20 protein-coding genes are annotated in these 24931 nt (G+C 71.6%); 3 read left to right on the top strand and 17 right to left on the bottom strand.

What is annotated here, in order from left to right; genetic code table 11:
• Nucleotides 1-100: 100 nt before the first annotated feature.
• On the bottom strand, nucleotides 101-1471 hold the full coding sequence (locus SM116_RS01885) for an ATP-dependent DNA helicase (RefSeq protein ID WP_320942774.1): 1371 nt from the start codon (nucleotides 1469-1471) through the stop codon (nucleotides 101-103).
• 65 nt (nucleotides 1472-1536) lie between these two features.
• On the opposite strand from SM116_RS01885, the gene SM116_RS01880 reads away from it, so the two are divergent.
• Entirely contained in the window at nucleotides 1537-2685 is a 1149-nt protein-coding gene (locus SM116_RS01880; RefSeq protein ID WP_320942773.1) for a hypothetical protein, read from the top strand.
• A gap of 5 nt (nucleotides 2686-2690) precedes the next feature.
• Nucleotides 2691-4448: a SulP family inorganic anion transporter gene (locus tag SM116_RS01875; protein WP_320942772.1), complete on the top strand. Its 1758-nt coding sequence runs from the start codon at nucleotides 2691-2693 to the stop codon at nucleotides 4446-4448.
• Nucleotides 4449-4457: 9 nt separating this feature from the next.
• Here SM116_RS01875 and SM116_RS01870 read toward each other — a convergent pair whose 3' ends face one another.
• The 7 genes from SM116_RS01870 to SM116_RS01840 form a co-directional block, all read right to left on the bottom strand.
• The gene (locus SM116_RS01870) at nucleotides 4458-6557 is read right to left on the bottom strand and encodes a bifunctional copper resistance protein CopD/cytochrome c oxidase assembly protein (RefSeq protein ID WP_320942771.1); all 2100 of its coding nucleotides are present in this window, start codon (nucleotides 6555-6557) and stop codon (nucleotides 4458-4460) included.
• A gap of 125 nt (nucleotides 6558-6682) precedes the next feature.
• Nucleotides 6683-6970, bottom strand: a complete 288-nt coding sequence (locus SM116_RS01865; RefSeq protein WP_320942770.1) for an HU family DNA-binding protein — start codon at nucleotides 6968-6970, stop codon at nucleotides 6683-6685.
• 189 nt (nucleotides 6971-7159) lie between these two features.
• Nucleotides 7160-8248 carry an alpha/beta hydrolase gene (locus SM116_RS01860; protein WP_320942769.1) on the bottom strand — a complete coding sequence of 363 codons (1089 nt, stop codon included), beginning with the start codon at nucleotides 8246-8248 and terminating at the stop codon, nucleotides 7160-7162.
• 137 nt (nucleotides 8249-8385) lie between these two features.
• Nucleotides 8386-8691 carry a 30S ribosomal protein S14 gene (rpsN, locus tag SM116_RS01855; RefSeq protein ID WP_320942768.1) on the bottom strand — a complete coding sequence of 102 codons (306 nt, stop codon included), beginning with the start codon at nucleotides 8689-8691 and terminating at the stop codon, nucleotides 8386-8388.
• Nucleotides 8692-8694: 3 nt separating this feature from the next.
• Nucleotides 8695-8865, bottom strand: a complete 171-nt coding sequence (rpmG, locus tag SM116_RS01850; protein ID WP_320942767.1) for a 50S ribosomal protein L33 — start codon at nucleotides 8863-8865, stop codon at nucleotides 8695-8697.
• Nucleotides 8865-9101 (bottom strand): 50S ribosomal protein L28, encoded by a 237-nt coding sequence (gene rpmB, locus SM116_RS01845; protein ID WP_018187658.1) that lies wholly within the window; start codon nucleotides 9099-9101, stop codon nucleotides 8865-8867. Before rpmB ends, rpmG begins: the two co-directional genes overlap by 1 nt.
• Before the next feature lie 268 nt (nucleotides 9102-9369).
• Entirely contained in the window at nucleotides 9370-10704 is a 1335-nt protein-coding gene (locus SM116_RS01840; protein ID WP_320942766.1) for an HNH endonuclease, read from the bottom strand.
• A 312-nt stretch (nucleotides 10705-11016) separates the two neighbouring features.
• On the opposite strand from SM116_RS01840, the gene SM116_RS01835 reads away from it, so the two are divergent.
• Complete coding sequence (locus tag SM116_RS01835; protein WP_320942765.1) at nucleotides 11017-12657, top strand: MFS transporter; 1641 nt, start codon at nucleotides 11017-11019, stop codon at nucleotides 12655-12657.
• A 24-nt stretch (nucleotides 12658-12681) separates the two neighbouring features.
• Here the strand turns inward: SM116_RS01835 and SM116_RS01830 are convergent, their stop codons facing one another.
• The 9 genes from SM116_RS01830 to SM116_RS01790 all read right to left on the bottom strand — a co-directional run bounded on the left by SM116_RS01830 (nucleotide 12682) and on the right by SM116_RS01790 (nucleotide 24904).
• On the bottom strand, nucleotides 12682-13314 hold the full coding sequence (locus SM116_RS01830) for a DNA-3-methyladenine glycosylase (RefSeq protein ID WP_320944223.1): 633 nt from the start codon (nucleotides 13312-13314) through the stop codon (nucleotides 12682-12684).
• Between the two features lie 23 nt (nucleotides 13315-13337).
• Complete coding sequence (locus tag SM116_RS01825; protein ID WP_320942764.1) at nucleotides 13338-14795, bottom strand: hypothetical protein; 1458 nt, start codon at nucleotides 14793-14795, stop codon at nucleotides 13338-13340.
• Nucleotides 14785-15519, bottom strand: a complete 735-nt coding sequence (locus SM116_RS01820) for a TIGR03943 family putative permease subunit (RefSeq protein WP_320942763.1) — start codon at nucleotides 15517-15519, stop codon at nucleotides 14785-14787. The genes SM116_RS01825 and SM116_RS01820 overlap by 11 nt, the downstream gene beginning before the upstream one ends.
• 22 nt (nucleotides 15520-15541) lie before the next feature.
• Nucleotides 15542-16528 (bottom strand): permease, encoded by a 987-nt coding sequence (locus SM116_RS01815; RefSeq protein WP_425563244.1) that lies wholly within the window; start codon nucleotides 16526-16528, stop codon nucleotides 15542-15544.
• 163 nt (nucleotides 16529-16691) lie between these two features.
• Complete coding sequence (locus tag SM116_RS01810; protein ID WP_320942762.1) at nucleotides 16692-17105, bottom strand: Fur family transcriptional regulator; 414 nt, start codon at nucleotides 17103-17105, stop codon at nucleotides 16692-16694.
• Nucleotides 17106-17261: 156 nt separating this feature from the next.
• Complete coding sequence (locus SM116_RS18415) at nucleotides 17262-18284, bottom strand: ABC transporter ATP-binding protein (protein WP_430438691.1); 1023 nt, start codon at nucleotides 18282-18284, stop codon at nucleotides 17262-17264.
• On the bottom strand, nucleotides 18277-19179 hold the full coding sequence (locus SM116_RS01800; protein ID WP_425563228.1) for an ABC transporter ATP-binding protein: 903 nt from the start codon (nucleotides 19177-19179) through the stop codon (nucleotides 18277-18279). Before SM116_RS01800 ends, SM116_RS18415 begins: the two co-directional genes overlap by 8 nt.
• A gap of 5 nt (nucleotides 19180-19184) precedes the next feature.
• Entirely contained in the window at nucleotides 19185-21896 is a 2712-nt protein-coding gene (locus tag SM116_RS01795; protein ID WP_320942760.1) for an FtsX-like permease family protein, read from the bottom strand.
• On the bottom strand, nucleotides 21893-24904 hold the full coding sequence (locus tag SM116_RS01790; RefSeq protein ID WP_320942759.1) for an FtsX-like permease family protein: 3012 nt from the start codon (nucleotides 24902-24904) through the stop codon (nucleotides 21893-21895). Before SM116_RS01790 ends, SM116_RS01795 begins: the two co-directional genes overlap by 4 nt.
• Nucleotides 24905-24931: the final 27 nt, after the last annotated feature.

Below are 24931 nucleotides of genomic sequence, written 5' to 3'. Positions count from 1 at the left end.
GTGCGTTTCGATTCAAGCACACTGTCTCGATGTTGCCGGTCGGGGCTTGCCTCGTCCGGCGTCATGCCATATAGGATCGACGCCGCCATCCGGACACGATTCAGGATGCGGTCTGGCGCACCCGCTGCATGAACCGCTGCACGTCGGGGTCGACGCGGATGTCGCTCGGCCGCAGCGGCCGCGTCAGGTAGAGCCCCTCGAGCGAGGTCAGGCGCGACAGCGCGACGTAGGTCTGGCCCGGCGCGAAAGCGCCAGAGCCCAGGTCGATCACCGCCCTGTCGTACGTCTTGCCCTGCGACTTGTGGATGGTGACCGCCCACGCCAGCCGCAGCGGGAACTGCGTGAACTCGGCGACGATGTCGCGCGTCAGCTTCTTCGAGCCCGGGTCGTAGGCGTAGCGGAACCTCTCCCACACGGCCGGCTCGACGTCGTGCTCCTCGCCGTTGACGTCGACGCGCACGGTGCCTCCGGCGATGCGCGTCACCGTTCCGATCGTGCCGTTGACCCAGCGGGGTCCGTCGCCGTACTGCTGGGTGTCGTTCCGCAGGAACATCACCTGCGCGCCGACCTTGAGCTTGAGCTCGACATCGGCCGGATACACGTCTCCGCGACCGAAGTCGCCGTTCACCTCGGCGGTGGCGGTCTGCTCGCGGCCGGCGAGGTCCTCGAGGTGCCCGCGGTTGATCGCGTTGACCCGGTCGTTGCGGGTGGCGAGGGTGATGATCGGCGGCTCGCCCTCGACGTTCGCCGGCGGGCGGCGGGCGCCGGTCTCGTTCAGCACCTGGGCGATGTCGGCGGTCACGCGCCCGTGGCGGACCGCGTTCAGCATCGCCTTGAAGGCGGGATCGGACTGGCGATGGATGTCGCGCAGCTCGCTGACGTTCAAGGGGGCGCCGAACTCGCCGGTCGTCAGGATCTGGTCCAGCATCCCGTCTCCTTCGGCGGATGCGCCCGTCCACACGCGGGCGTCGAAGAACCAGAACGAGCGGTAGTGGTCGTCGACGTAACGGCGCTCGTCGCCGCGGGGCGGCACGGGTGCGAGCTGATAGGGGTCGCCGAACATGACGACCTGCACGCCGCCGAACGGCTCGCGCCGCCGGCCGCGGGCCTGCCGCAGGGCGCGGTCGATGGCATCCATCAGATCAGCGCTCACCATCGAGATCTCGTCGATGACGAGCGTGTCGATGGCGTTGAGGATCTTGCGCGTCGCATCCGACTGGTCGAGCTCGGTGCCTGCGATGAGGCCGATCGGCAGCCGGAAGAGCGAATGGATCGTCTGACCCTCGACGTTGAGCGCCGCAACCCCCGTCGGGGCGCAGACGACGATCTGCTTGCTCGTGTTCCAGGCCAGGTGCTGCAGCAGCGTGGACTTGCCGGTACCGGCCCGGCCGGTGACGAAGACGTGCTCGCGGGTATCCTCGATCAGCCGGAACAGGGCCTCCTGCTCGGCCGAGAGCGTGCGCACCGTCATCGACACTATGGTAGACGCCGCGTGCAGCCAGGGCTTTTCCAGCCGCACGTTCATAGAATCGCCTTGTGAGCCAGGGGGGCGTGCACACGGGGGAGACGCAGACGGATGCCGCGGCATCCGTCATCGACGCGCCGGCGCCACCGCTGCCCGCGCTCCCGCCTGAGCCCTCCGTCGCACCGGCACGACGGCGTCCGCTCGCCCTCGATCTGGGTCTTCTGGCCGGCGTGGGAGTGCTGCTGTTCGCCGCCCTCGGCGCGGCCGCAGCGACCGTGTACCAGGACTTCTACAGCCCGACCGCCTTCGTGCTTCGCTACGTCGAGGATCTCGCGCACGGGCAGACCGCCGACGCCCTGGCCATCCCCGGAGTGGCGATCGACTCGTCCGAGCTGGAGGCGTCCGGTCTGCCGCTCCACGCATCCGATGCCCTCCTGCGGCCCGCGGCGCTCGGCGCACTCACCGACGTGCACGCGATCTCCGCGACCGACCACGACGGCGAGACGTTCGTGACCATCGGCTACCGCGCCGGCGGGCACCGGGGCACGAGCGTGTTCGCGGTCGAGCGCGACGGGTGGATCGGCATCGCCCCCGGGTGGCGCTTCGCGCGCAGCCCCCTCGCCGTCGTCGACCTGACGGTGCGCGGCTCGATGCAGTTCTCCGTGAACGGCTTCGAGGTCGACAAGCGGCAGGCGTCGGACGCGGCATCGGCGAACCCGCTCGCACCGGTTCCGCTGCTGGTCTTCTCACCCGGGCTGTATTCGGTGACCGTCGACACGCCGATCGCCGAGTCCTCGGGCGTCGCCGTGCTCGCCAACTCCTCGATGACGTCGACGCCGATCGACATCCAGGCCGAGCCCACCGCGAGCTTCCGGAAGGCCGTCACGACGAGGGTCGATGACTTCCTCGCCACGTGCGCGAGGCAGCAGGTGCTGCAGCCGACCGCGTGTCCGTTCGGCTACGTCGAGGAGAACCGCGTCATCGGCCTCCCGACCTGGTCGATCGTCGCGCAGCCGCCCGTGAACCTCCAGCCCGATGGAGCGGGATGGCGCATCCAGACGACCACGGCGGTGGCGCACATCCGCGTGGCCGTCCGCTCGATCTTCGACGGCTCCGTGAAGCACGTGGATGAGGACGTGCCGTTCCTCGTGACCGGGACGGTGACGATCCAGCCGGACGGCTCGGCAGCCATCAGCGTCGTCTCTCCCGATACGGACTAGACGCCATGGCAGCGAGCCTCGCCCAGCGCTGGGTGCCCGGTCTCGTCACGATCCTGCGATATCGCCGCTCGTGGCTGTGGCCGGATGTGCGCGCCGGCATCGTCGTGACGGCGCTGCTCATCCCCGCGGGCATGGGGTATGCGGAGGTGGCGGGACTTCCCCCGGTGACGGGCCTCTATGCGACCATCGTCCCCCTCACCGCCTACGCGATCTTCGGCCCCTCGCGCGTGCTGGTGCTGGGCCCCGATTCGGCGCTCGCTCCCCTCATCGCAGCGGCCATCCTGCCGCTCGCGCTCGGTAGCGAGAGCCGCGCAGTCGCCCTGGCCGGGCTCCTCGGCATCCTCGTCGGCGCGATCCTGCTGGTCGGGGGCATCGCCCGCCTCGGGTTCGTGACAGACCTGCTGTCCAAGCCCATCCGCGTCGGCTACCTCAATGCGATCGGCGTTCTCGTCGTCATCTCGCAGGTTCCGAAGCTCCTCGGCTTCTCCATCGATGCACAGGGGTCGACGGCGGAGGTCGAGGCCATCGTGCACGGCATCGCGGCGGGCGAGGTGGTGCCGATCGCTCTCGCCTTCGGGGTGGGCTCGCTGCTTCTGATCTTCGGCTTCCGGTGGCTGCGCTCCCCCGTGCCCGGGGTGCTGGTCGTCGTGGTCGCGGCCATGGTGCTCACGTGGCTCCTGCACCTCGAGGACGTCCTGCCGGTGGTCGGGCCCCTGCCCCGGGGACTGCCGGCACCGGCTCTGACCGGACTGCAGTGGAGCGATGTCGGCGCTCTCCTTCCCGCGGCCGCGGGCATCGCGCTGCTCGCCTTCACCGACAGCGCGGTCCTCTCGCGCACCTTCGCGGCGCGCCGCGGTGAGAATGTGAGCGGAAGTCAGGAGATGGCCGGCATCGGCATCGCCAACCTCGCCGGCGGCGCGCTCGGCGGCTTTCCCGTCTCGGCGTCATCGTCGCGCACGCCCGTGGCCGAGCAGGCCGGAGCCCGCACACAGGTGACCGGACTCGTGGGTGCCGGCCTCATCGTGGTGTTCATCCTGCTCGTGCCGGGTCTCACCGCCTTCCTCCCGTCGGCGACTCTCGCCGCCGTCGTCGTCTCGGCCGCGGCGGGACTGATCGACATCCGCGGCGCGGTCCGTCTCTTCCGGATGGACCGGACGGATGCTGCGCTGTCCCTCGCCGCCTTCCTCGGCGTGCTGGTCATCGGAGTGCTGCCGGCCATCGTCCTGACCATCGCGCTCTCGCTCCTGGCGGTGGTCATCCGGTCCTGGCGGCCCTACCGCGCCGAGCTCGGCCTGGTGCGGGGCCTGCGCGGATATCACGATCTGTCGCGCAACCCGACGGGCACCCGCATCCCGGGGGTCGTCATCGTGCGCTTCGACGCGCCCCTGTTCTTCGCGAACGGCTCGAGCTTCGACGACTTCGTCCGGGAGCGGACCGCGGCGGCGGGGCCCGACATCCACACGGTCATCCTGGCCGCCGAGCCCATCACCGACATCGACACGACCGCGATCGAAGAGCTCATCGAACTCGACGACTACCTCCGCGCCCAGGGAATCCGGCTCGTCTTCGCCGAGATGAAGGATCCCGCGAAGGACATCCTGCGCGAGTTCGGCATGACCGACCGGTTCACTCCCGACCGGTTCGCGCCGACCGTCGGGGCCGCCGTGGACGCCGTCACCGGGAGACTGCGCGGCGACATCGGCGGCGACATCGGCGGCGGGCCCGAAGAGGCCGGAGACGGCACCGGGCCGTCGTCCGCCTGACGTCGACCCTCAGCGTCCCGCGCTGCGCGCGTCGCGCTCGGCCGTTCTGGCATCGGGCTCGGCGGCCGCTCTGGCATCGCGTGCCGCGAGCGCCGCGAGGCGCGCGTTGTACTCCTCGAGCTCCGCATCGCCGGTGCGGTCGGCGTGCCGGTCCTGCCGCTTCTGCAGCTTGGTGTCGCTGCGGCTCCACTGGATCGCCACGATGACGGCGAGGAAGAGCGTCGGGATCTCGCCGATCGACCACGCCGCGCCGCCGCCGATGTACTGGTCCTGCAGCGGTGTCGGTCCCCAGGTCCGGCCCATCGAGCCGAACCACTCCGAGACCATGAGGCCCGTCTGCATCATGATCGCGATGCCGAAGAACGCGTGGATGGCCATCACGCCGATGAGCGTCACGAGCCGGAAGGCATACGGCGCGCGGTAGGGCACCGGATCGATGCCGACGAGCGACTGGACGAACAGGTAGCCGACGATCAGGAAGTGCGCCGTCATCCACTCGTGTCCGAGGTGGTCGTAGAGCGACCACCGGAAGAGGTCGGTGTAGTAGAAGATCCAGAGCGAGCCGACGAAGAGCGCTGCGTCCACCCACGGGTTGGTGATCACGCGCGCGACGGGCGAGTGAACGGCCCACAGGATCCACTCGCGACCGCCGCGGGTGTCGTCATCGCGCTTGCGGATGGCGCGCATGGCCAGTGTCACGGGAGCACCCGCGACCAGAAGCAGCGGGATGGCCATCGTCAGGAGCATGTGCCCGACCATGTGCACGCTGAACAGGTAGTCCTGGTAGGCGTTGACCGGGCCGCAGGTGACCCAGAAGAGCCACAGCATCCCGAACACCCAGCAGATGGTGCGGTAGATCGGCCAGCGGTCGCCGTTGCGGTGCAGCCGCCACGCGCCGGCGAGGTAGAAGAAGAGCCCGAAGCCGACGACGACGGCCCACAGCAGGTCGATGTTCCACTGGGTGAACCAGCGCCCGATGGTCAGCTCCGGCGGCAGCGGCGACTGCGTGAGGAACTCCGCCGGGGTGCGCACGGAGGGAAGGGTCTCGTTCGCCGGTGGGGCCGTGCGCGCGAGCGCTGCGGCCGCGCCGCTCGCGACGCCCATCACGATGAGCTCGACGACGATCAGACGCCAGAACGCGCGGGCGACGGCTTCGTTCTTCATGCGGCCGATGAGGCGTGTGCGGTAGACGGCGCCCAGCATCCCGATGACGAGCAGCGCGACGACCTTGACGCCGAGGATCAGGCCATAGGGCGAGAAGATCCCGGAGAGCGTGCCGATGCCGACCAGTGCGCGGGCGACGCCCGAGACCGCCACGATCACGAACGAGACGAGCGCGATGGTGGAGTAGCGCTGCAGCACGTTCGGCAGCTCGCCGCGCGACAGGATCGGGCGGACGAGCACGACTGTCACGAGTCCGCCGATCCAGGCCGCGGCGCCCATCATGTGCAGGATGAGCGACGTCGCCGCGATGTTGTGGGTCGAGAGGTCGCCGGAGTGGCCCTGCGTGCCCATCGGGACGAGCGCGGCGAGGGCGAGGATCGCGATGATCAGTGAGCCGGTCCAGGTCCGGACCGCGAAGGTCCCGACGGTGAGGAGCGCGCCCGCGATCGTCGTGATGAGCCACGTGCGACCCAGCTCGGTCTGCACGAGGAAGTCCGCCAGCTGCTGACCCGACGCCAGGCCGAGATCGACCTTCGGATTGAAGGCGTTGAGGTACGTCAGGTAGCCGGTCGCGCCCGCTGCGACGGTGAAGACGGCGGCGGAGACGGATGCCGCATCCATCGCCCGCTCGTACGGTCTCTCGCCGGCGCGCAGGGCGTAGAGCGCGAGGATGAGCGCACCCACCATGCCCGCGGCGGACAGGTTCACGCACATCGTGGCGACGGGCAGCATCCATCGCACGAACGGGCCGGGGTCGCCGATCGTGAGAGGCGCCGCGCCGCCGCCGACCACGAGCGCCCAGGCGAGCGTGACGAGGGCCGCCGCGACCAGGAGAGCGGGTCCGGCGAACCGCAGCGCCCGGGCCGAGCGCGTCTGGTCGGAGTCCGTCCGTACCGCGGCGCCGCGCGGCACGGCAGGCCGGCGTGGGGCAGTGGTGGACGGCATTGTTCCAGCCTACGTCGGCAGGCTGTGGCCGCCGTCCGCTACGAGCGCCGGGGATCCGGCGAGGATCGCCCGGAAAGGCGGAGGAGGGGGATGCCGACGGCCTCCCCCTCCTCGCAGAGCGTGGGTTACTTGACCGACGCCTTGAGCTTCGAGCCGGCGGTGACCTTGACGCGCTTGCCCGCGGGGATCTTGATCTCCTCGCCGGTCTGCGGGTTGCGGCCGGTGCGGGCGGCCGTCTCGACCTGCTCGAAGGCGATCCAGCCGGGGATCGAGACCTTGTTCCCCTTGGCGACCGCGTCGGAAACGGTGGCGAACAGCGAGTCGAGCACGCCCGAGACGGCGGACTGGCTCTGCCCGGTGGCGCTGGCGATGCTCGCGACGAGCTCGGTCTTGGTGATGGACTTGTCAGCCATGTGGTTGTCCTCCGGAGCGACCGACGAACGATCGCCCTTCTTGCAACGGACCAGAGGACTGCGCCCCCGGCTGGTCGGTTCGACCGCCCTCGAATATACCGAGATTCCGCGGAATTACGCGGAACTCCGCCCGGATGGCGTCATCTCGGCGGCGTGTCGCCGCTATCGATGTGACGAATGTGGCCTGTGTTACGCCTCGTGGAGGGTGCGAAGGGCCGAAACGACCTCCGCCTCCCAGCGCCTCGCCGCCGCCAGCACACCGGTGAAGATGGCGATGTCGTGGGTCACACCGAGGTAGCGCGTCGCGCTCGCCTCGACGCCCGCCGCGCGCAGAGCGGCCGCGTAGACCTCGCCGTGGCGCCGGAGCGGGTCGTACTCTGCGGTGAGGATCAGCGCGGGCGGCAGCCCCGCATGCGAGTCGGCCAGCAGCGGTGATGCGTACGCCTCGCGGGCGCGCTCCTCTGCGCCGAGGTAGGTGCGGCGCACCGAGCGCAGCTCGCGCGTGACGATCGGGCTCGGGATGCCGACGGCCCACGTCGCGCCCAGATCGATGTGCCGGCCGGTGAGGTCGACCACCGGGACCTCGAGGATCTGCAGGCGGATCGGATGCTGCGCCCTGTCGCGGTTCATCAGTGTCAGCGCGGCCGCCAGGCACGCGCCCGCACTCGCGCCGTCGACCGCGACGCGGCCGGTGTCGAGGTCGAGGTCGGCCCCGTTCGCGAACAGCCACTCGAGCGCGGCGTAGGCCTGCTCGATCTGCGTCGGGTACCGGTGCTCGGGAGCGAGCGCATAGTCGACGGCGACCTGGGCGACACCGGATGCGGCGGCCCGCCGCCGGTGCGCCGCATCCGTCGTCGGATAGTCGATGCCCCCGATGCGGAACGCTCCGCCGTAGAACGTGAGGCAGGCCGGGACGGCGTCGACGGCGTCGGGATGGTAGATGCGCACGCGCACGTCGGGGTACCCGGGGACGGGCACGATGTGCTCGGACGTGCGCAGATCCGGGCCGGGGGTTCCGACGGTCTTCTGCTCGGTGCGGTCCCAGCCGAGCGCGGCCCGGCGATGCCGGGCGCGGGCCTCACGCGGGCCGGACGGGGCGGGCCGGGGGGCGGCCTTCGCCGGTGCCGAGAGGGATGCGGGCGCCGCATCCGTCGCGGTCTTCGCGCTCGCGGTCAGCGATGCCCACGGCAGCTTGCGCTTCAGGTCGCCGAGGGCCTTGTCGAACAGGTAGCGCCGATGCGTGCGCAGCCGTTGCGCGAAGAACGGGTCGAGCGGCATCCGGCGATTCTACGGCGGCCGAAACGAGGAAAGGCCGGAGCCCCGAGGGGCTCCGGCCGTTCCGAAGCGATCGCTTACCAGCTCGCGGTGTCTGTGCGGGCCGGCTTACCAGCTCGCAGTGTCTCGTGCGGACTGGCTTACCAGCTCGACTTGGTGACGCCGGGCAGCTCGCCACGGTGCGCCATGTCGCGGAAGCGGACACGCGAGATGCCGAACTTGGTCAGGACACCGCGGGGGCGGCCGTCGATGACGTCACGGCTGCGCAGGCGCACCGGCGACGCGTTGCGGGGCAGCTTCTGCAGGCCGATGCGAGCGGCCTCGCGCTGCTCGTCGGTCGAGTTCGGGTCGATGAGCTGCTTCTTCAGCTCGGCACGCTTGGCCGCGTAGCGCTCGACGACGACCTTGCGCTGCTCGTTGCGAGCGATCTTGCTCTTCTTCGCCATGGGTCAGCGCTCCTCTCGGAATTCGACGTGCTTGCGCACGATGGGGTCGTACTTCTTGAGCACGATGCGGTCGGGGTTGTTGCGGCGGTTCTTGCGCGTGACGTAGGTGTAACCCGTGCCCGCGGTCGAACGTAGCTTGATGATCGGACGGACGTCCTGAGCCTTCTTCGCCATTAGAGCTTCACACCCTTCGCGAGGAGGTCCTTCACGACCGACTCGATGCCGCGCGCGTCGATCACCTTGATGCCCTTGGCGGACACGTTGAGCGTGATCTTACGGCCGAGCGACGGCACGAAATAGGTCTTCTTCTGCACGTTCGGGTCGAAGCGGCGCTTCGTCCGGCGGTGCGAGTGCGAGATGTTGTGACCGAAGCCGGGAACCGCTCCGGTCACCTGGCACACTGCTGCCATTGGTGACTCCTTCACTACCGTGGGGCCGGACGGCCCCACCCAAGATCCCTTGTCTGCATTCCGCACGCGCGCCCTGTCCACGCCCGGAAGTACCGGTCGTTGAGTCAGCGGAGCGAAACGAAACACGAACTGCACGCAGGAGTGCGCGCAGACGAAGAGTCAGTCTAGCACGGGCGGGATTCGACTCCCGCCCGTGCCGAGCCCCGAGCGGGCCGTGCTCTCGCCACGCCCGCCCGTAGCCGAGCGCGCCGCTCCCCCGCAGACCGGTTCATGCGGTGAGGGTGTAGCGCGACCTGCCGGCGAGGCGTGCGGTCCGTTGCGCGTCGATCCAGGGTGGCGGGATGAGCCACACCCTCGCCTCCGTTCCGGGACCGTCGACTCGGATCTCCCACCCATCGGCGTGCAGGCGGTGATGACATCCGGTGCACAACAGCACGCCGTTCTCGAGGTCGGTGCGTCCGCCGTCGCGATCCCACCATGCGAGGTGGTGACCGTGACACCAGGCGGGTGGCGCTCCGCAGGACACACATCCGCCGTCGCGCTCCGCGAGCGCCAGCTTCTGCGCGGGGGTGAAGAGGCGCTTCGCGCGTCCCCAGTCGAGGATCTCGCTCTCACCGCCCAGCACGCACGGGATGACCTGGCCGTCTGCGGCCAGACGGCGGACCGCCGATGCCGGCACGGGCTGGGCGATGCCGTCGATCGTGGCGATGCCGGCGTCGGCCTGCAGGTCGGCGAAGTCGATCCGCACGACGACCGTGGCGGTCGGCCCCGTGGGTACGCCGGCGCATCCGATCGCGTGGCGGCAGATGTCGGCGAGCGCGTCGGCCTGCATCTGCTTCACCGACCGCAGATCAGGCTCGCCCTCGTCGGCGTGCTCGTTGCGCCGCAGCGCATCTCCGACGAGCGCGTGGATCGCCGCGTGGACCGGCGCAGCCGTCTCGGGGTCGAGCTTGCCCGTGAGAAGCAGCATCCCGTCCCGTTCCTGCAGCACGAGGGATCGGTCTGCTCGCAGCGCCTCGTGCCGTGGCTCGACGCCGTCGGGGTCGAGATGCGCCTCGGCACGCGCGAGGAGCTTGCTGAGCTCGTCCGGGCGAAGGCCGGGAGCGAGCCCCGCGAGCTGCCGCTCGGCGTCGTCGAGTCGCGCTCGGTCGACGCGAACGGCGAGCCGGTCGAGCAGGCTCACGATCGCGGCGGCCGCCGTCATGCCGATCCACCCCGCAGCCACGGCGTCGGCGACGTGCGGACGCTTCGCCGGGAGGGCCTCGCCCGTCAGCGAGACGCGGGGCGCCGTCGCCTCTCCTACCTGGACGATGCGCACCGCCTCACCCACGCTGGTGCCGCTCGTGGTCGAGATGAGCACGGCCGGCGAGGCGAAACCCTGCTTCTTCGCGAGCGAGTCCTTTCCGAGTTCCCGACGCGACTGCCGCGAGATCTCGGCCGCGACGGGCGCGAAGGCAGCATCGACATGGCGCTTGAGCGCCCCGAATGCCTGGTTCACCGCCACCAGTTCGGCGGGTGTCAAGGCGGCTGCGGGGCGATCGCCGCCCACGGCCGCGAGAGCGCGAAGCGCCTCAGCGATGCCGTCGAGCGGGCTGGTCTCCATGACACCAGCTTAGAACATAGATACGTCAGTGTCCAGGGTGATTCGCTTCTCTATTCGATAGAAACTGCTCAGCGTGCGGCGGCCGGTCGCGCAGTCCCACATCCATCATCAGCTGCATGAGGACGGATGCGTGGATGCCTCGGTCACGGTCGAGCGGGCCACCGCCGGGGAACGCGGCGACAGCCGGATGGGGGGGCCGCGCCCGAGAACACGACGGGAGCCTGGGGCGACGGCCCGCTCGACGGCGAGCTCCGTCGGTGTTCGTGGCTGCGTCGCCCTCACCAGGCGAGGGCCGGGCACTACTGTTCACGCATGGGGAAATGGTTCGTACTCATCCTGCTGAGCGTGTCGCAGTTCGTCATGGTTCTCGACAGCACGGTGATGAACGTCTCGATCTCGACGGTGGCGCACGACCTGGGCACGGACATCTCCGGCATGCAGGCGGCGATCACGTTCTACGCCCTCACGATGGCGGCCTTCATGCTCACCGGCGGAAAGCTCGGCGACCGGTGGGGGCGCAGCCCCGCCTTCCGGATCGGCTCGATCGTCTACGGCATCGGCTCGCTGACGACCGCCCTGGCCCCCAACCTGGCCGTGCTCATGCTGGGCTGGTCGCTCGTCGAGGGCCTCGGCGCGGTGCTCGTCATCCCCGCGATCGCCGCCCTCGCCGCCATCAACTACGAGGGCCGCGCGCGGGTCGTGGCGTTCGCCGTGCTCGGTGCCGTCACCGGCGGGGCGGCCGCCGCCGGGCCCCTCATCGGCGGGCTGGTCACGACCTACTCGTCGTGGCGCTATGTCTTCCTGGCCGAGGCCTTGGTCATGACCCTCGTCCTGATCGTGTCGGGCCGCATCAAGGATGTGCCGGGCGACCGCAAGCTGCGCATCGATCTGCTGAGCGTCGTGCTGTCCGCGGCAGGCCTCGCGATGCTCGTCTACGCCATCCTGCAGAGCAAGACATGGGGCTGGTTCATCCCGCTCGACCCGCCCGTCGTGAACGGTCAGGCGATCGCTCCGTTCGGGATCTCGCCCGTGATGTATCTGATCCTCCTGGCGATCGTCGTGCTGTGGTGGTTCGTGAAGCGCCAGCAGCATCTGGAGCGCACCGGGCGGGTGCCGCTCCTGAAGGTCAGCATGCTGCGCATCCCCGCCCTGCGCAGCGGGCTGACGATGTTCCTGGCGCAGTACTTCGCGATCGCGGCGCTCTTCTTCGTCATCCCGGTCTACCTTCAGACGATCCTCGGCTACAACGCTCTGGAGACCGGCCTGAAGATCCTCCCGCTGTCGGTCGGCCTCATCCTGTTCTCCGTCCTCGGATCGCGCATGGCGACCGTGCGGACCGCGAGGAACATCGGCCGCATCGGGCAGTTCATCCTCGGCCTCGGGGTGTTCCTCGTCTTCGTCGCCGTGCAGCCGGAGCTCGCCGACTGGCTGTTCGCCACCGGGATGTTCGTGGTCGGGGCCGGCTTCGGCCTCCTCGCCTCCCAGCTCGGCAATGTCAACATGTCGGCCGTCGATCAGTCCGACACGTCAGAGGTCGGCGGCCTGCAGGGCACCTTCCAGAACCTCGGGTCGTCGTTCGGAACGGCCATCGTCGGCTCGGTGTTCATCCTCCTGCTCACATCCGGCTTCACCGACGCGGTGCAGCACAGCAGCGCGATCGACGACACCGTGCGCGCGGACGTCGTGGCCGCCGCCTCCAAGGGCGCGCCGATCGTGTCGCAGCAGCAGGCCGAGAAGATGCTGACGGATGCGGGCGTCGACAGTGCATCGGCCACCGAGGTCGCCCAGCTCTACGCGGACACCCAGGTCGAGTCGCTGCGCCAGGCGCTCTTCTTCGTCTTCGCGCTGACGCTGCTCGGGCTGCTGCTGTCGTCCGGACTGCCGTCGAAGCTGCCCGTGCCGCCCGAGGCGGGGGAAGAGGCGACGGACGACTCCGCGGCCGCGGCCGCCTGACCGACCGCGCCGGCGGCACCCGAGTCAGGGCGCCGGCGCCGCGCCGCGGCCCCAGCGGAAAGCGGACACCGTCGGATCGCCGGCGATCCAGAAGCGCCACGGGAAGGCATCCGTCCCCGCCTCGCCGGCCACGCCGACACGCGGGCCTGCGGCGATCCCCTCGACGGGCTCGGTCGGCAGCAGCAGCCGAGCGGTCGCTCCCGCCTGCACGGCCCCGGTGACGGCGTCGATGCCGTCGTGGACCGGATGGCGCAGGCCCACAGCATCCCCGAGTCGCCCCGGTCCGCGCGCGAGGTCGCGCGGGGTGCGCGCTGCAGCCCGTCGTGCGAAGGCGGTCTCGGCGCCCTCGACGATCTCGCCGGCACGCAGCAGGATTCCCCCTGCCTGTCCCTCGGGACCGCACACGACGTTGACGCACGAGTGGATGCCGTGACTGAGGTAGACGTACAGGTGGCCGGGTTCGCCCCACATCGTCGCGTTGCGGGCCGTGCGGCCCATCCGCGCATGGGAGCCGAGGTCCGGCCGGTCGCCCACGCCCTTGCCGTGATACGCCTCGACCTCGGTGAGGCGCACCGCGACGGCGGCACCGCCGAACGTGACGCGCAGCACGCCGCCGAGCAGGCGTGGGGCGGTGTCGGCGGGCAGGCCGAGCAGCATCTCGCGGGTCGCGGCGACGAGACTCACTGCACCGCCTGCGGGGGGACCTGACACCACGAGATCGCGAAGCCGCGCAGCGCCGAGACCTGCGTCTTCGCGCCGAGATCGATCAGGTGTGTGACGACCGTGTGCGGCATCGGCAGGCCGTAGCTGTCGAACGGGTTGTTCACGACGTCCGGGCTCACGACGACCGCGAGGTAGCGGCCGCTGGGCGAGGCGCACGTCTGGACGACCGCATCCGTTCCCGGCACCTGGAAGACGGGTGTCGCGCGTCCGTCGTCGCCGACGATCGTGACCGTGGTCCCCTCCACGACGCCCGACGCGTCGATGGTCGAGTACGGCCGGGCCGTGCCGGCGGACGGCAGCGGCGTGACGACCCCCTGCGTGCCCACGACGCCTGTGGCGTCGGCGAGCGGCGACTGCTTGCCGTTCGTGAGGTCGACCGTGAACATTCCGTCGGGCCGCTCGATGACGGCCTTCGACGAGCCGCGCGCGATGCCGTCGATGGTCGTCGCGGTGCCGAGGTCGGCGCCCTTGCCCGTCGCGCCGCCGAGGATGAGCCGGCCGTCGTAGGTGAGGAGCAGGATGCGGTCGGTGTCGGGCACGAAGCGCCAGTCGGCGATGCGGTGCTCGGTGCCGCTCACCGGCACCGCGGTCGGCTTGGCTCTGGCCGCCGCATCCTTCAGGGATGCCGTGTACAGGACGCTCTCGCGTGCGGTGCCGTTGCCCAGCTGCGCGTCGGAGTACGTGTAGCCGATGAGCTCGCCGCGGTCGGCGCTCTGCAGATCGAGGATGGTGCCGTCACCCGGCATCGGCAGCTCGCGCGCGTGCTTTCCGTCGAGGTCGGTCACGATGAGGTGCGCGTTGCCGGCGGAGTCGGCGACGGATGCCACGAGGTGCGAGCTCGTCGCCCGGAAATCCTCGATGTGGGCGTGGCGGAAGACGACGTGCGCCGCCTTGCCGTCGAGGCCGGTGCGCAGGATGGTGTCGCCGGTCGAACTGCGCTGCAGCAGGTAGACGTCCATCGAGGGCGTGCGGAAGTCGGTGGCGAGCGTGGTCGCCGGGCCGCCGCCGTATCCCTCCACGTCCTTGATCGTCACCGTGTACGCGGTGCGGTCGTGCAACGGGAGTGTGAAGCGCACGCCGACGCTGCGGCCCGACGTGTCGACGGTGAACGGCGTCGCCGGGGTCACGGTCACCTGCGACGGCTCGACCTTGTGGAGCATCTGGTTGGTCGTGAGGATCACCCGGGAGCCGGATGCCTCGACCGCCGCTGCGGGGTCGCTCTGCGTCGCGGTGACCCGTGGGCCCTGCAGCGTGCTGACCGCGGCGCCGACGAGGCTCACCCCGACGAGACCGACGGCGACGACCGCGAAGCCGACCACGAAGCCACGCCGCTTCGCGGTGCGGCGAGCCGCGGCCGGCGGGGGCCCACCGCGCCGCTGCGACGTGCGAGTCCGGCGGGCGCCGTCAGTACTCATACGGGTCCTTCGGCTGCGGCACGGGCTGCACGCTCGTCGCATCGATCTCGAGCGTGCCGCCGCGGGTCGTGCGCACCTTGCCGGTCACGGTGACCCACGCGCCGGTCGACGGCACGTGTCCCGAGGCGGCGATCGGCACACTCGCCGGGCGGGCGTCGATCACGCAGTGGGTGATCACGAGGCGGGTGAGATCGAAGCTCGAACCGTTCGCGGCGGGAGTGGCGAAGCCCGTGAGCGTCACCGGGTCGCCCTCGAACGAGTCCGTGTCGGTCGCGGTCGCGAACACCGCGGCCCAGTCGCCCACGCCGAAGTGCGAGGTGTCGCCCGAGACGGCGAGGCTCACGGTGTCGGATCCGGCGAACAGCGGCGGGGCGCCCGCATCCCGCGACATCGCGAGCTGGGCGGACAGCGTCGCCGGCGGAGTCACGAGGACGGCGACGGCGACGACGGATGCCACCGCCCCGCCGGTGAGCGCGATGCCCACGCCGATCCTGCTCTCCTCGTGATCATGGTCATGGTCATCGCCGTGGTCGTGGCCATGGTCATCCTCGGCGCCGAGCGGCAGGGCGCAGCTGAGCACAGCGCCGATGAGCAGCACGACGGCCATCGAGACGGCGAACCAGCTGCTGGCCGGGTTGACGTACAGGCCGAGGCGACCCGTGGCGAACAGCGCGAGGGTGACGACGGCGAGGATGGCGGCGAGGCCCGCGCCGAGCCACCTCACCGCGAGGGACCTGCGACGGATGCTACGCAAGGAGGTTCACCCCGATCCCGATGGCGAAGGCCGACAGGACGACGGTCACGACCATGCCGACGAGCACGCGGGTGGTGAACGTCGTGCGCAGGAGCGCGAGCATCTTGACGTCGACCAGTGGTCCGACGATGAGGAAAGCGGTGATCGCGCCCGGCGTGAAGGTCGACGCGAACGACAGGGCGAAGAACGCGTCGACGTTGGAGCAGATCGACACGATCATCGCGAGCGCGATCATGGCGACGATCGACAGCACGGGGTTCGAGCCGATGGCGAGGAGCGCCTGGCGCGGGACGAGCACCTGCACGGCGCCGGCGAGCGCCGAGCCGATGATGAGGGCCGGCATCACGGCGCGCAGCTCGATGAAGAACTGTGCGGCGCTGCGGCGCCACTTGCCGCCCTCCTCGTGCTCGACGATCTCGCACGTCGCGCGGAAGCGCTCGGTGAGCAGCTGGTCGGGGTTCGGGTGGCGCGCGTACAGCCACCCGATGAGGTTCGCGATGACGAAGCCGCCCAGGATGCGGGCGATCAGGATGCCGTCGCTGAACCCGAACGCCTGGTACGTCGAGATGATGACGATCGGGCTGACGATGGGCGCCGCCACGAGGAAGGTGAGCGTCTCGGCGACCGAGAACCCGCGCATCATGAGGCCGCGGGCGAAGGGCACGTTGCCGCACTCGCACACCGGGACGATGATGCCGAGCAGAGACAGCGTCAGCCGCCGTGCCCAGCCGGCGCGCGGCATCCATCGCTCGATCGCACCCGGCGGGACCCACACCTGCACGACGATCGACAGCATCACCCCGAGCACGACGAACGGCAGCGACTCGATCAGGACGCTGATGGAGAGGGTGAGGCCGTCCTGCAGGCGCGTCGGCAGCGGCGGCCCCTGCACGAGCGTGTCGAGGGCGAAGAGGGCGGCCACGATGGCCAGGCCGACGAGGATGCCGCCCGCGGCGCGGCCGTTGAAGGTCGGCCCGATGCGCGCGGTCTTCGGCGTCCACGCGGGGGCGGGCGGGGTCGTGGTGGCGACGGCGGGGGCGGGCGTGGGCTCCGGTACCGTGGCCGCCGCGCCGGATTCGGGGCTCGTCGGCGATCCGCTCAGGGATGAGCGGTAGTCCCGTCGACGGAGCCCCGACGACGGATCAGTCTGCGTCACGCTCGAGGTTCCGCGCTGCGGTGCACGTCGCGCAGAGTCCGAAGATGTCCACCACGTGCTCGGCCTGCGTGAAGCCGTGCGAGGCCGCGGTCTGGCGCGCCCACTGCTCGACGTCCGTGGCGGCGATCTCGACCGTGAGTCCGCAGGATCGGCAGATCAAGTGGTGGTGGTGACCCGTCGATGTGCACGCACGGTACAGCGCCTCGCCGTCCGGCGACTGGAGCGAATCGGCCTCGCCCTGCGCCGCGAGCCCGGACAGCGCCCGATACACCGTCGCCAGTCCGATGCCCGTGTTCTCATCGCGCAGGGTCGCGTGCAGCGACTGCGCGCTCACGAAGCCCTGGGCATCGGCGAGAGCCTCGCGTACGCGCTCGCGCTGCCACGTGTTCCGCTGTGCCACCCGCGGGAGTCTACGCGCGAGCGCTGGGGATGTGGTGGGAGCGGTCACAGCGGCCTTGCGCCTCGTTCGCGAGCCCTCACTTCTTTCCCGAACCCACACGCGATGCGCGTGAAACGGATGTGGGGTCGGGAATCGAGCGTGGGTTCGCGAGGGGGGTCAGGCTGCGTCCGGCTCCTTGACGCGGCCGTCGTGGAGTTCGAGCACGCGGTCCGCGCGGGCCATCAGCAGCGGGTCGTGCGTCGTGACGACAGCGGCGACGCCCTCGCGATGGACGAGGTCGACGAGGAGGTCCATCATCGCCGAGCCGGTCATGCTGTCGAGCTGGCCCGTCGGCTCGTCGGCGAGCAGGACTCGAGGCCGGGCCGCGAGCGCACGGGCGATGCCCACCCGCTGCTGCTGCCCGCCCGACAGCTCCGGCGGGCGCTGGGATGCCTGTGCCGTGAGGCCGACGGCATCCAGAAGCTCGGCGACGCGCGCGTCGCGTTCCGCGGGATCCACGCCCAGCAGGCGCAGCGGAACCTCGATGTTCTCCGCCGCCGACAGCACCGGGATCAGCCCGAAGGTCTGGAAGACGAAGCCGAGATCGCTCCGCCGGGTCTCGACGAGCCGCGCCTCGGACGCCGAGCTCAGCTCGAGGTCGCCGAGGTGCACCGAGCCGCCCGTCGGGCGGTCGAGTCCGCCGAGCAGGTTCAGGAGGGTCGTCTTGCCGCTGCCGGAGCGGCCCTTGACGACGAGCAGCTCCCCGGCGCCGACCTCGAGGCTCACGCCGTCGACAGCCACGACCTGCGCGGCACCGTCGCCGAACACACGCGTGACCGCGTCGGCGCGCAGGACGGGAGTGCGCGTGGGTGCGAGACCGCGGCCTCGCCGCCGGAGAGGCGGTTCGGGGCGCGACCCCTCGACAGGCTCGGGGACCGGGGCGGGCTCGGGGACCGGGGTGGGCTCGGGGACGAGGGTGGGGTCGGGGACCGGGGTGGGGTCGGGGACCGGGGTGGGCTCGGGGACCGGGGCGGGGCGCGACCCCTCGACAGGCTCGGGGACCGGGGTGGGCTCGGGGACCGGGGCGGGGTCGGGGACCGGGCGCGACCCCTCGACAGGCTCGGGGACCGGGGTGGGCTCGGGGACCGGAGTGGGCTCGGGGACCGGGGCGGGCTCGGGGACCGGGGCGTCATCACTCATGGGCGTCCTCCTCGCGCGGGGTTCCCGCATCCTGGGCCCGCGGCTTCTCGTGCCCGGACCACACCGTCAAGTGGTCCGGCTCGAGGGCGAGGCGCACACGCTCGTGCAGCTCGAGCGCGGAGACATACTCGCGCGGCAGCTGCAGACGGCCGACGCGGTCGATCACCGCGAACTCCTCGGCGATGACGTGCTCTCCGCCGTCACCGGCGCGGCGCAGCGTCTCGGTCGACGTGCGGCCGTCGCGGATCTGCACGGTGCGGCGCACATGCTCCGACACGGTCGGGTCGTGGGTGACGATCAGGGTCGTGACCCCGAGCTCGCGATTGACGCCGCGCATCGCCTCGAGCACCTCCGCGCTCGTCGACTCGTCGAGCTCGCCGGTCGGCTCATCGGCGAGAAGCACCGTGGGGCTGTTGGCGAGCGCGACCGCGATGGCGACGCGCTGCTGCTGGCCCCCCGACATCCGGGCGGGCATGCGGTCGGCGACATCCTCGACCTCGAGCAGCTCGAGCAGACGCTTCTCCTCCGCCGCATCCCGCTTCCCACCGGCGACCGTCCGCGCCATCGCGATGTTCTCCGCCGCCGTGAGGTACGGCAGCAGGTTGCGCCCGGTCTGCTGCCACACGAATCCGACCGTGTGCCTGCGGTAGGCGAGCCGCTGCGTGCGGGTCATGGTCGTGAGGTCGGAGCCTGCGACGACCGCCGACCCCGCCGTCGGCCGGTCGAGTCCCGACACGATGCCGAGCAGGGTGGACTTGCCCGAGCCTGACGCGCCGACGATCGCGACCATCTCGGCGGGGTCGACCCGCAGGTTCAGCCCCTGCAGCGCCTGCACCTCGACCCCGTCGGTCGAGTAGATGCGCACGAGGTCCGTGCACAGGATGGCCGGTTCCATGAGCGTCATTCTTCCTCTCCCACCCGCAGCACCGATGCGGGGCTGCGGGTCGATGCGATCCACACCGCGAGAGCCACCGCGGCTGCGACCACGACGACGAACACCGCGAGGACGAGCGAGATCGTCATCGGGTCGCCGGCGATCGGGGGCTGTGCGCCGCCGGTGAGCGACGACAGGTCGAGCGGAACCAGCACGGCGAACGGCAGCAGGAGGCCTGCGACGAGTCCTCCGACGAGGCCGGTCGCGAGGATCGGCGCGACCTCCCACACCACGAGCCCGGTGGTCTGGCGGCGGTCGAACCCGAGGGTGCGCAGCGTGCCGACGAGGCGCAGCCGCTCCCGCGCGCCCGTCACGAGCGTCAGGACGAGGGCCATGACGGCCAGCGCCGCCCCGAGCGCGGTGGCGATCAGCAGCGCGGTCTCGACTCCGGCGACGGCGGGGGCTGCGCGGATGACCTCCGCCTGCGCGGCCGCGCTGTCGATCGTCGCGCCCGAGCCGACGATCTTCGCGATCGCCGCCGTGGCCGTCACCGCATCCTCCCCCCGGGCATGGGCCGAGTCGAGGGCCACGAGTGCGCCGCTCGGCGCGGGCTCATCCAGCCCGTCGGGCACGTGCGCCGCGTCGACGAGGATCCAGGCGGAGTTCGGCGCCGCCGCGCCGAGGGAGGTCGTCGCCGAGACGATGCGGGCCGTCGTCTCGGCGTCCGTCGTCAGGGTCACGTCTCCCGGACCGGTCGCTTCCTCCCAGTTGCCCACGACGATGGGCGTCTTCCCGTCGACCGTGTGCGTGAGGTCGGGGACGCGCACGTCCTCCGGCAGCCCTGCCTGGATCTGCGACAGCCGCGCGGTGTCGGCGACCAGCACCTCGACGAAGTCGGATCCGCCGCCGTTCGAGATGCCCGCATAGCCGGCACTGCGGATGACGCCGACCTCCGACACACCGGCGACGGCGCGGATGCCGGCCGCCTGGGCGGTCGTGAGTCCGTCGTCGCCGACGCTGACGTCGGCACCCGCGTGGGCGAGCGCCGCCTGCGTGACACCCGCGCGCTCGGTCTGGAACGCGACGGCCGAGAAGACGGCTGTCGCCACGCCGACGAGCACCACGAGTACCGGGATGAGGGATGTCCGGATGCCGCGCACACTGCGGGACGCCCCGATCAGGCCGATCGCGCCGCGGCCCCTGCGAAGCGCACCGTGCAGCGCCCGCAGCGGCAGCGGGTACAGCCGCAGCACGACGACCGCCGCGCTCAGCGTGATGAGCAGGGGCGTCAGCACAAGCAGCGGATCGACGCCGTCCGGTCGGACACCGCGTTCGACGAGGGCGAAGACGGCCACCGCTGTCGCCGCGAGAACGAGCACCTCCAGCACCCAGCGCCACCGCCGGCGGCGCGGCCGGGGCGCGCGCTCCGCGGGGCGCGCCAGGGCGGCGAGGATCACGGCGGGAAGGACGGCACAGGATGCTGCGCCCGCCACGGCGGCAGCATCCACCGGCCCGGACGTGACGAGCACGGCCGCGACGGCGCCGACGACGGCCGCCGGAATCGCGGCGACGAGACCCTCGATCGCCATGCGGCTGCGGATCCACCAGGCCGACGCCCCGCGCGCCGACAGCAGTGTGAGGACCGCGCGGCGCCGGTCCACGAGCAGCTCCGCGCCGAGCACGAGCACGGCGACGGCCGCACCGAGGGGCGCGGTCGCCAGCAGGATGAGGAGCGTCTGCAACGAGGCGCCGCCGGACTGCAGGCCGGCGAGCACCTCGTCGAACTGGGTGGTGTAGCGCAGCAGCACCCAGCCGCCGGTTCCTTCGTGCGAGCTCGACAGGAAGGCCGCGAGCTGCGCGCGCACGGATGCGAGGTTCGGCCAGGTGATCGCCTCCGCTCTCGCACCGAACCACCCGAGGGCATCGCTCGTGAAGGAGAACTGCATCCTGCCCCACGGTGCCGGGTCGAGCCAGGCGGTCGCCGTGATGCGCGAGCCGGCATCACCGAGCTGCACATCGGACGGATGCGCGCGCTGGAACTGCAGCTCCCAGTACGGCGAGGACGGGTCGCGCGGCTCGACGATGCCGACGAGCTTCACCGGCTGTGCGCTCAGGCCCATCGAGAGCGGCCGGGTGTCGCCGACCGCGAAGCTCATCGCTGTGGCCGAATCGGCGGTCATGACGATCTCGATCGGCGCCGTCGTCGGGACCATCCGGGACGGGTAGACGACCCCCGCAGGCAGCGAGCCCACGTCGGCGGGGGCAGGCCGGAGATGTGGTTCATACGCCGCCGGCCACGTGCCCTTGATGAGCCTCGCCTCCTCGCGCAGCTGCGCGAACGCTTCGAGCTGCAGCTGGTACTGGGTTGCCGCCCGGGGGCCCGACGTGGCGAGCGGAGCCGTGCGGGCGGTCCACTGCGGGGCCTGCAGGGCCGATCGCAGCGGCTGAGACATCGACCTGTATGTGCCCTCGAGCGTCGATCCGAAGTAATCCCACACCCAGCCGCCCGAGCCGCCGACGAGAGAGCCGTCGACAGGCGCCGGCAGCGCGTGCACGCTGGTCTGCACCGCGGTGATGCCCGCGGGGGGAGCATCGACGCGGTACTGCACGTCGCGCGTGAGCAGCCCGGTGACCGCTCGCGGCCACGCCGTGACAGCGAAGGTCGCCACGAGCACGACGACCGCGAGCGCGATGAGCGCTCCGCGGAACGCCGCCCACTGCTTGAGGAGGAGCCTCATCGGGTCTCCTCGCGGTACTCGGTGTCGGCGGCCTGGCGCCGGATGGCGCCGCCGTAGACGGCGATGACGGATGCCGCGGCCACCGCGGCGACGACGACCGCGGCCGCGAGCCACACGAGATCGACGGCGACGGGCGCCGGGAGCGCATCGGGCGCGTTGACGACCGTCCGGCGCGCGAGAGCCGGCGCGACGAGCCACGTGACGACCATCCCGGCGAGGGCTCCGAGCACCCCGGCGGCGATGGCGATGCATGACAGCTCCGCCCTCCGTGTGCGCACCTGCTGTCGTGCGCTGAAGCCGAGGGCGCGCAGCACCACGATCTCGTTGCGCCGCCGACGCAGGAGCGCGGCGGCCACCGCCGCGAGCGCGATGATCGCGAGCGCGATGACGGCGAGCCCGCCGAGGGCGAGGCCGACGAAGGCGCTGCCGACGAACCGGGCGGCGAACGCGGTGTCCGCGACGGTGACCGACGCCGACCCGCCCGAGACGCGCTGCGCGAGCGGCAGCACGGCGCCGGGGTCGTCGCTGGCGACCCACGCCTGGTTCGCGCCGGTCGGGGTCGAGCTGGCCCGGAGGATCGCGCGCTGCAGCGTCGGCAGATCGAAGAGGACGGACCGGTCCTCCGACGTGCCCGGAACCACCGGCACGGTTCCCGTCACGTCGGCGGTCACCGACCACCAGTCGCCCTCGACGTCGACGGAGGAGCCGCGGCTCTGGCCGTGGGCGCTCGCGAAGGCATCGGTCAGCACGACGGCCGGCGCGACGGCTGTGCCCGGCATGAGCCGCGCCGTCGTCCCGATCAGGGAGGGGGTCTGCATCCCGATCCCGCTGCTGGCAGCCGTGGCTCCCGCCGGCGTGCCGAACGGCTCGGGAATGACCTTCCAGCCGGACGCGGAGCCGAGGAGCGCCGTCGTCCCGCCGGGGCTCACCGCGCCGAGACCGTCCAGGGTCCAGGTTCCCGCGCCGCCGGTCGTCACGTCGACGGCGACCAGACGCCATCGGCCGGTCGCCGCCGGAACGTCGACCCGCACCGATCCGCTGGACGGCACCGCGAGGGGGATCAGCTCGCCGCCGTCGTCGCACAGCCACAGGGTGGCCTGGGCTGCCGCGCCGTTCGTGCTCGTCGACACGTCGAGGGCCGCCGCGCCGCGCGGCAGCGCCGGCTCGCCGGCCGTCCGCGGAGCCGGGAGGGCCGCGCGGATGGCGGCCAGGTCGAGCGACGCGGCGGCAACGCCCTCCACCGCGGCGAGCCGCGAGGACGCCGCCCCGACGACCGACACCTGCGCGTCCCCGATCGCCGCCGGCACGACCATGACCGGGAGGGCAGCGGTCGCCCCCGGCAGCGCTGCGTACACGGGCGCTGTGATCGAATCGCCGGCCGTGCGCAGCGGACCGACGGATGCCGTGTCCACGCGGAGGTCCGATCCGTTGACCGCGATGGCCGCCGATCGGTTGAAGGCCGTCCAGGTGCCCTGGTAGCCCGCGCCCAGGACGCCTGCGGCGATGGCGAGCACGACCAGCGCCGCAGGGGCGGTGAAGAAGCCGAGCCCGCGGCCGAGCTGCCGCGCGGGCAGCGTGACATCGAACCGGTGCGCGCGGGCGCCGATCGCATCGAACACGCGCGCGAGCGGGCCGAACGCCGCGAGTCCGATGAGGGCGGCCGCGAGCAACGCGAGCGGAGGCGCGAGGATCGCCGCCGCGTCCGATACGCCCGACGCCGGCTCACCGAGGAAGCGCCACAGCGCGAAGGCCGCCGCGAGCACGACCAGCACGGTGAGCCCCGCGGACACAGCCGAACGCGCGCGGCCCGACTCCGGCGCCGCACCGAGCGCCGACCGGGCGGCTCCGAAGGCCACCGCCGCGCCGACGGCCACCGCCGCGACGACGACGAGCAGCGGCGGCACGACGGCGACCCAGGGCGGCGGCATCCGTCCGTACACGAGCACGAGGATGAGCAGCGCGATGCCGGTCCCGACGGCTGTCCCGACGAGCGACACGACCGTGGACTCGACCGCCGTGGCCCGGACGACGACACCGATCGCCGCCCCGCGGGCGCGCAGCAGCGTCGTCTCCGCCGCCCGCACATCCGTGAGGAGGCGTGCGAGCAGGACGAGCGCGAGCACCGTCCCCACCGCGAGGATCGCGACGGGCAGCGGGAGGACGGATGCTGCGGCATCCATCGCGTCCTGCATGCTGTGCGCGGTCTGCGCGCCGTCGCCGACGACCGTCACCTGCGACGACGTGACCGCCGGGTCGGCGCCCAGGGCGGCGGGGAGCCGGTCGAACCCGGAGGCGAGCGTCGAGACCTCCGCCGGTGCGATGTCGTCGGGCGAGGTGACGATCCAGTTGACGATCGGGACGGTGCTGAAGCGGGCCAGCGTCGCGGCATCCACGATGAAGGGTCCGACGGCGTCGTCGGCCTCGCCGCGCACGACGCTCGGATCTCCGAACCAGATGGGCGCCGCCGGGTCCCGCGGCAGCCAGGTCGCCGTCACCTCGAGCGTCACGTCGCCGTTCGAGGACGGGATGGTGATCGCGTCTCCGACGGCGAGTCCGAAGCGCTTCGCCGCCGCATCCTGGATCGCGACCGCGCCGTCGCCGACGGCCGCGTCGCCGGATGTCGTCCGGATGGCGTCGCTCACCGCTGCGTCGTCCTGCAGCAGGACGACCGACGCGACCCCGGCCTTCGCGGCGTCGGCCGCCGACAGCCCCAGCGGAGTCGTGTCGACTCGCGTCGCGATGCGCATGCCGAGTCCCGGGAACAGGGATGCGACGCGCCTGTGCACCGCCGCATCCTGAGCCGCCCGGTCGTCCTCGACGGGCGTCTGCGCCTCGACCCCGCTCGTTCGCACCGGCGCGTGCGACAGCGTCTCGCGGACCGCGGGCGCCTGCGTCAGCATCACGGCGCCGATCATCGTGATCGCGAGACACCCGACGACGAGGCACACCGCCGCCATGGCGGTGAGCAGACTCGCCCGCGCCGCGGACCGACGGATCCACAGACGCACGCGTGAAGCCTACGACATCGATTGGAC

This window comes from Microbacterium rhizosphaerae, from assembly GCF_034120055.1.
GTDB classification, from domain to species: domain Bacteria; phylum Actinomycetota; class Actinomycetes; order Actinomycetales; family Microbacteriaceae; genus Microbacterium; species Microbacterium rhizosphaerae.
The sequence above is the reverse complement of the archived record's forward strand: the minus strand, read 5'-3'. Positions and strand labels throughout refer to the sequence as shown.

What these genes read in the sequence shown, in the direction of transcription:
- SM116_RS01885 (WP_320942774.1), bottom strand. Translation starts at nt 1,471, where the DNA reads ATGACGGTGCGCACGCTCTCGGCCGAGCAGGAGGCCCTGTTCCGGCTG.
- SM116_RS01875 (WP_320942772.1), top strand. Translation starts at nt 2,691, where the DNA reads ATGGCAGCGAGCCTCGCCCAGCGCTGGGTGCCCGGTCTCGTCACGATC.
- SM116_RS01870 (WP_320942771.1), bottom strand. Translation starts at nt 6,557, where the DNA reads ATGCCGTCCACCACTGCCCCACGCCGGCCTGCCGTGCCGCGCGGCGCC.
- SM116_RS01865 (WP_320942770.1), bottom strand. Translation starts at nt 6,970, where the DNA reads ATGGCTGACAAGTCCATCACCAAGACCGAGCTCGTCGCGAGCATCGCC.
- SM116_RS01860 (WP_320942769.1), bottom strand. Translation starts at nt 8,248, where the DNA reads ATGCCGCTCGACCCGTTCTTCGCGCAACGGCTGCGCACGCATCGGCGC.
- rpsN (WP_320942768.1), bottom strand. Translation starts at nt 8,691, where the DNA reads ATGGCGAAGAAGAGCAAGATCGCTCGCAACGAGCAGCGCAAGGTCGTC.
- rpmG (WP_320942767.1), bottom strand. Translation starts at nt 8,865, where the DNA reads ATGGCGAAGAAGGCTCAGGACGTCCGTCCGATCATCAAGCTACGTTCG.
- rpmB (WP_018187658.1), bottom strand. Translation starts at nt 9,101, where the DNA reads ATGGCAGCAGTGTGCCAGGTGACCGGAGCGGTTCCCGGCTTCGGTCAC.
- SM116_RS01840 (WP_320942766.1), bottom strand. Translation starts at nt 10,704, where the DNA reads ATGGAGACCAGCCCGCTCGACGGCATCGCTGAGGCGCTTCGCGCTCTC.
- SM116_RS01835 (WP_320942765.1), top strand. Translation starts at nt 11,017, where the DNA reads ATGGGGAAATGGTTCGTACTCATCCTGCTGAGCGTGTCGCAGTTCGTC.
- SM116_RS01830 (WP_320944223.1), bottom strand. Translation starts at nt 13,314, where the DNA reads ATGCTGCTCGGCCTGCCCGCCGACACCGCCCCACGCCTGCTCGGCGGC.
- SM116_RS01825 (WP_320942764.1), bottom strand. Translation starts at nt 14,795, where the DNA reads ATGAGTACTGACGGCGCCCGCCGGACTCGCACGTCGCAGCGGCGCGGT.
- SM116_RS18415 (WP_430438691.1), bottom strand. Translation starts at nt 18,284, where the DNA reads ATGAGTGATGACGCCCCGGTCCCCGAGCCCGCCCCGGTCCCCGAGCCC.
- SM116_RS01800 (WP_425563228.1), bottom strand. Translation starts at nt 19,179, where the DNA reads ATGGAACCGGCCATCCTGTGCACGGACCTCGTGCGCATCTACTCGACC.
- SM116_RS01795 (WP_320942760.1), bottom strand. Translation starts at nt 21,896, where the DNA reads ATGAGGCTCCTCCTCAAGCAGTGGGCGGCGTTCCGCGGAGCGCTCATC.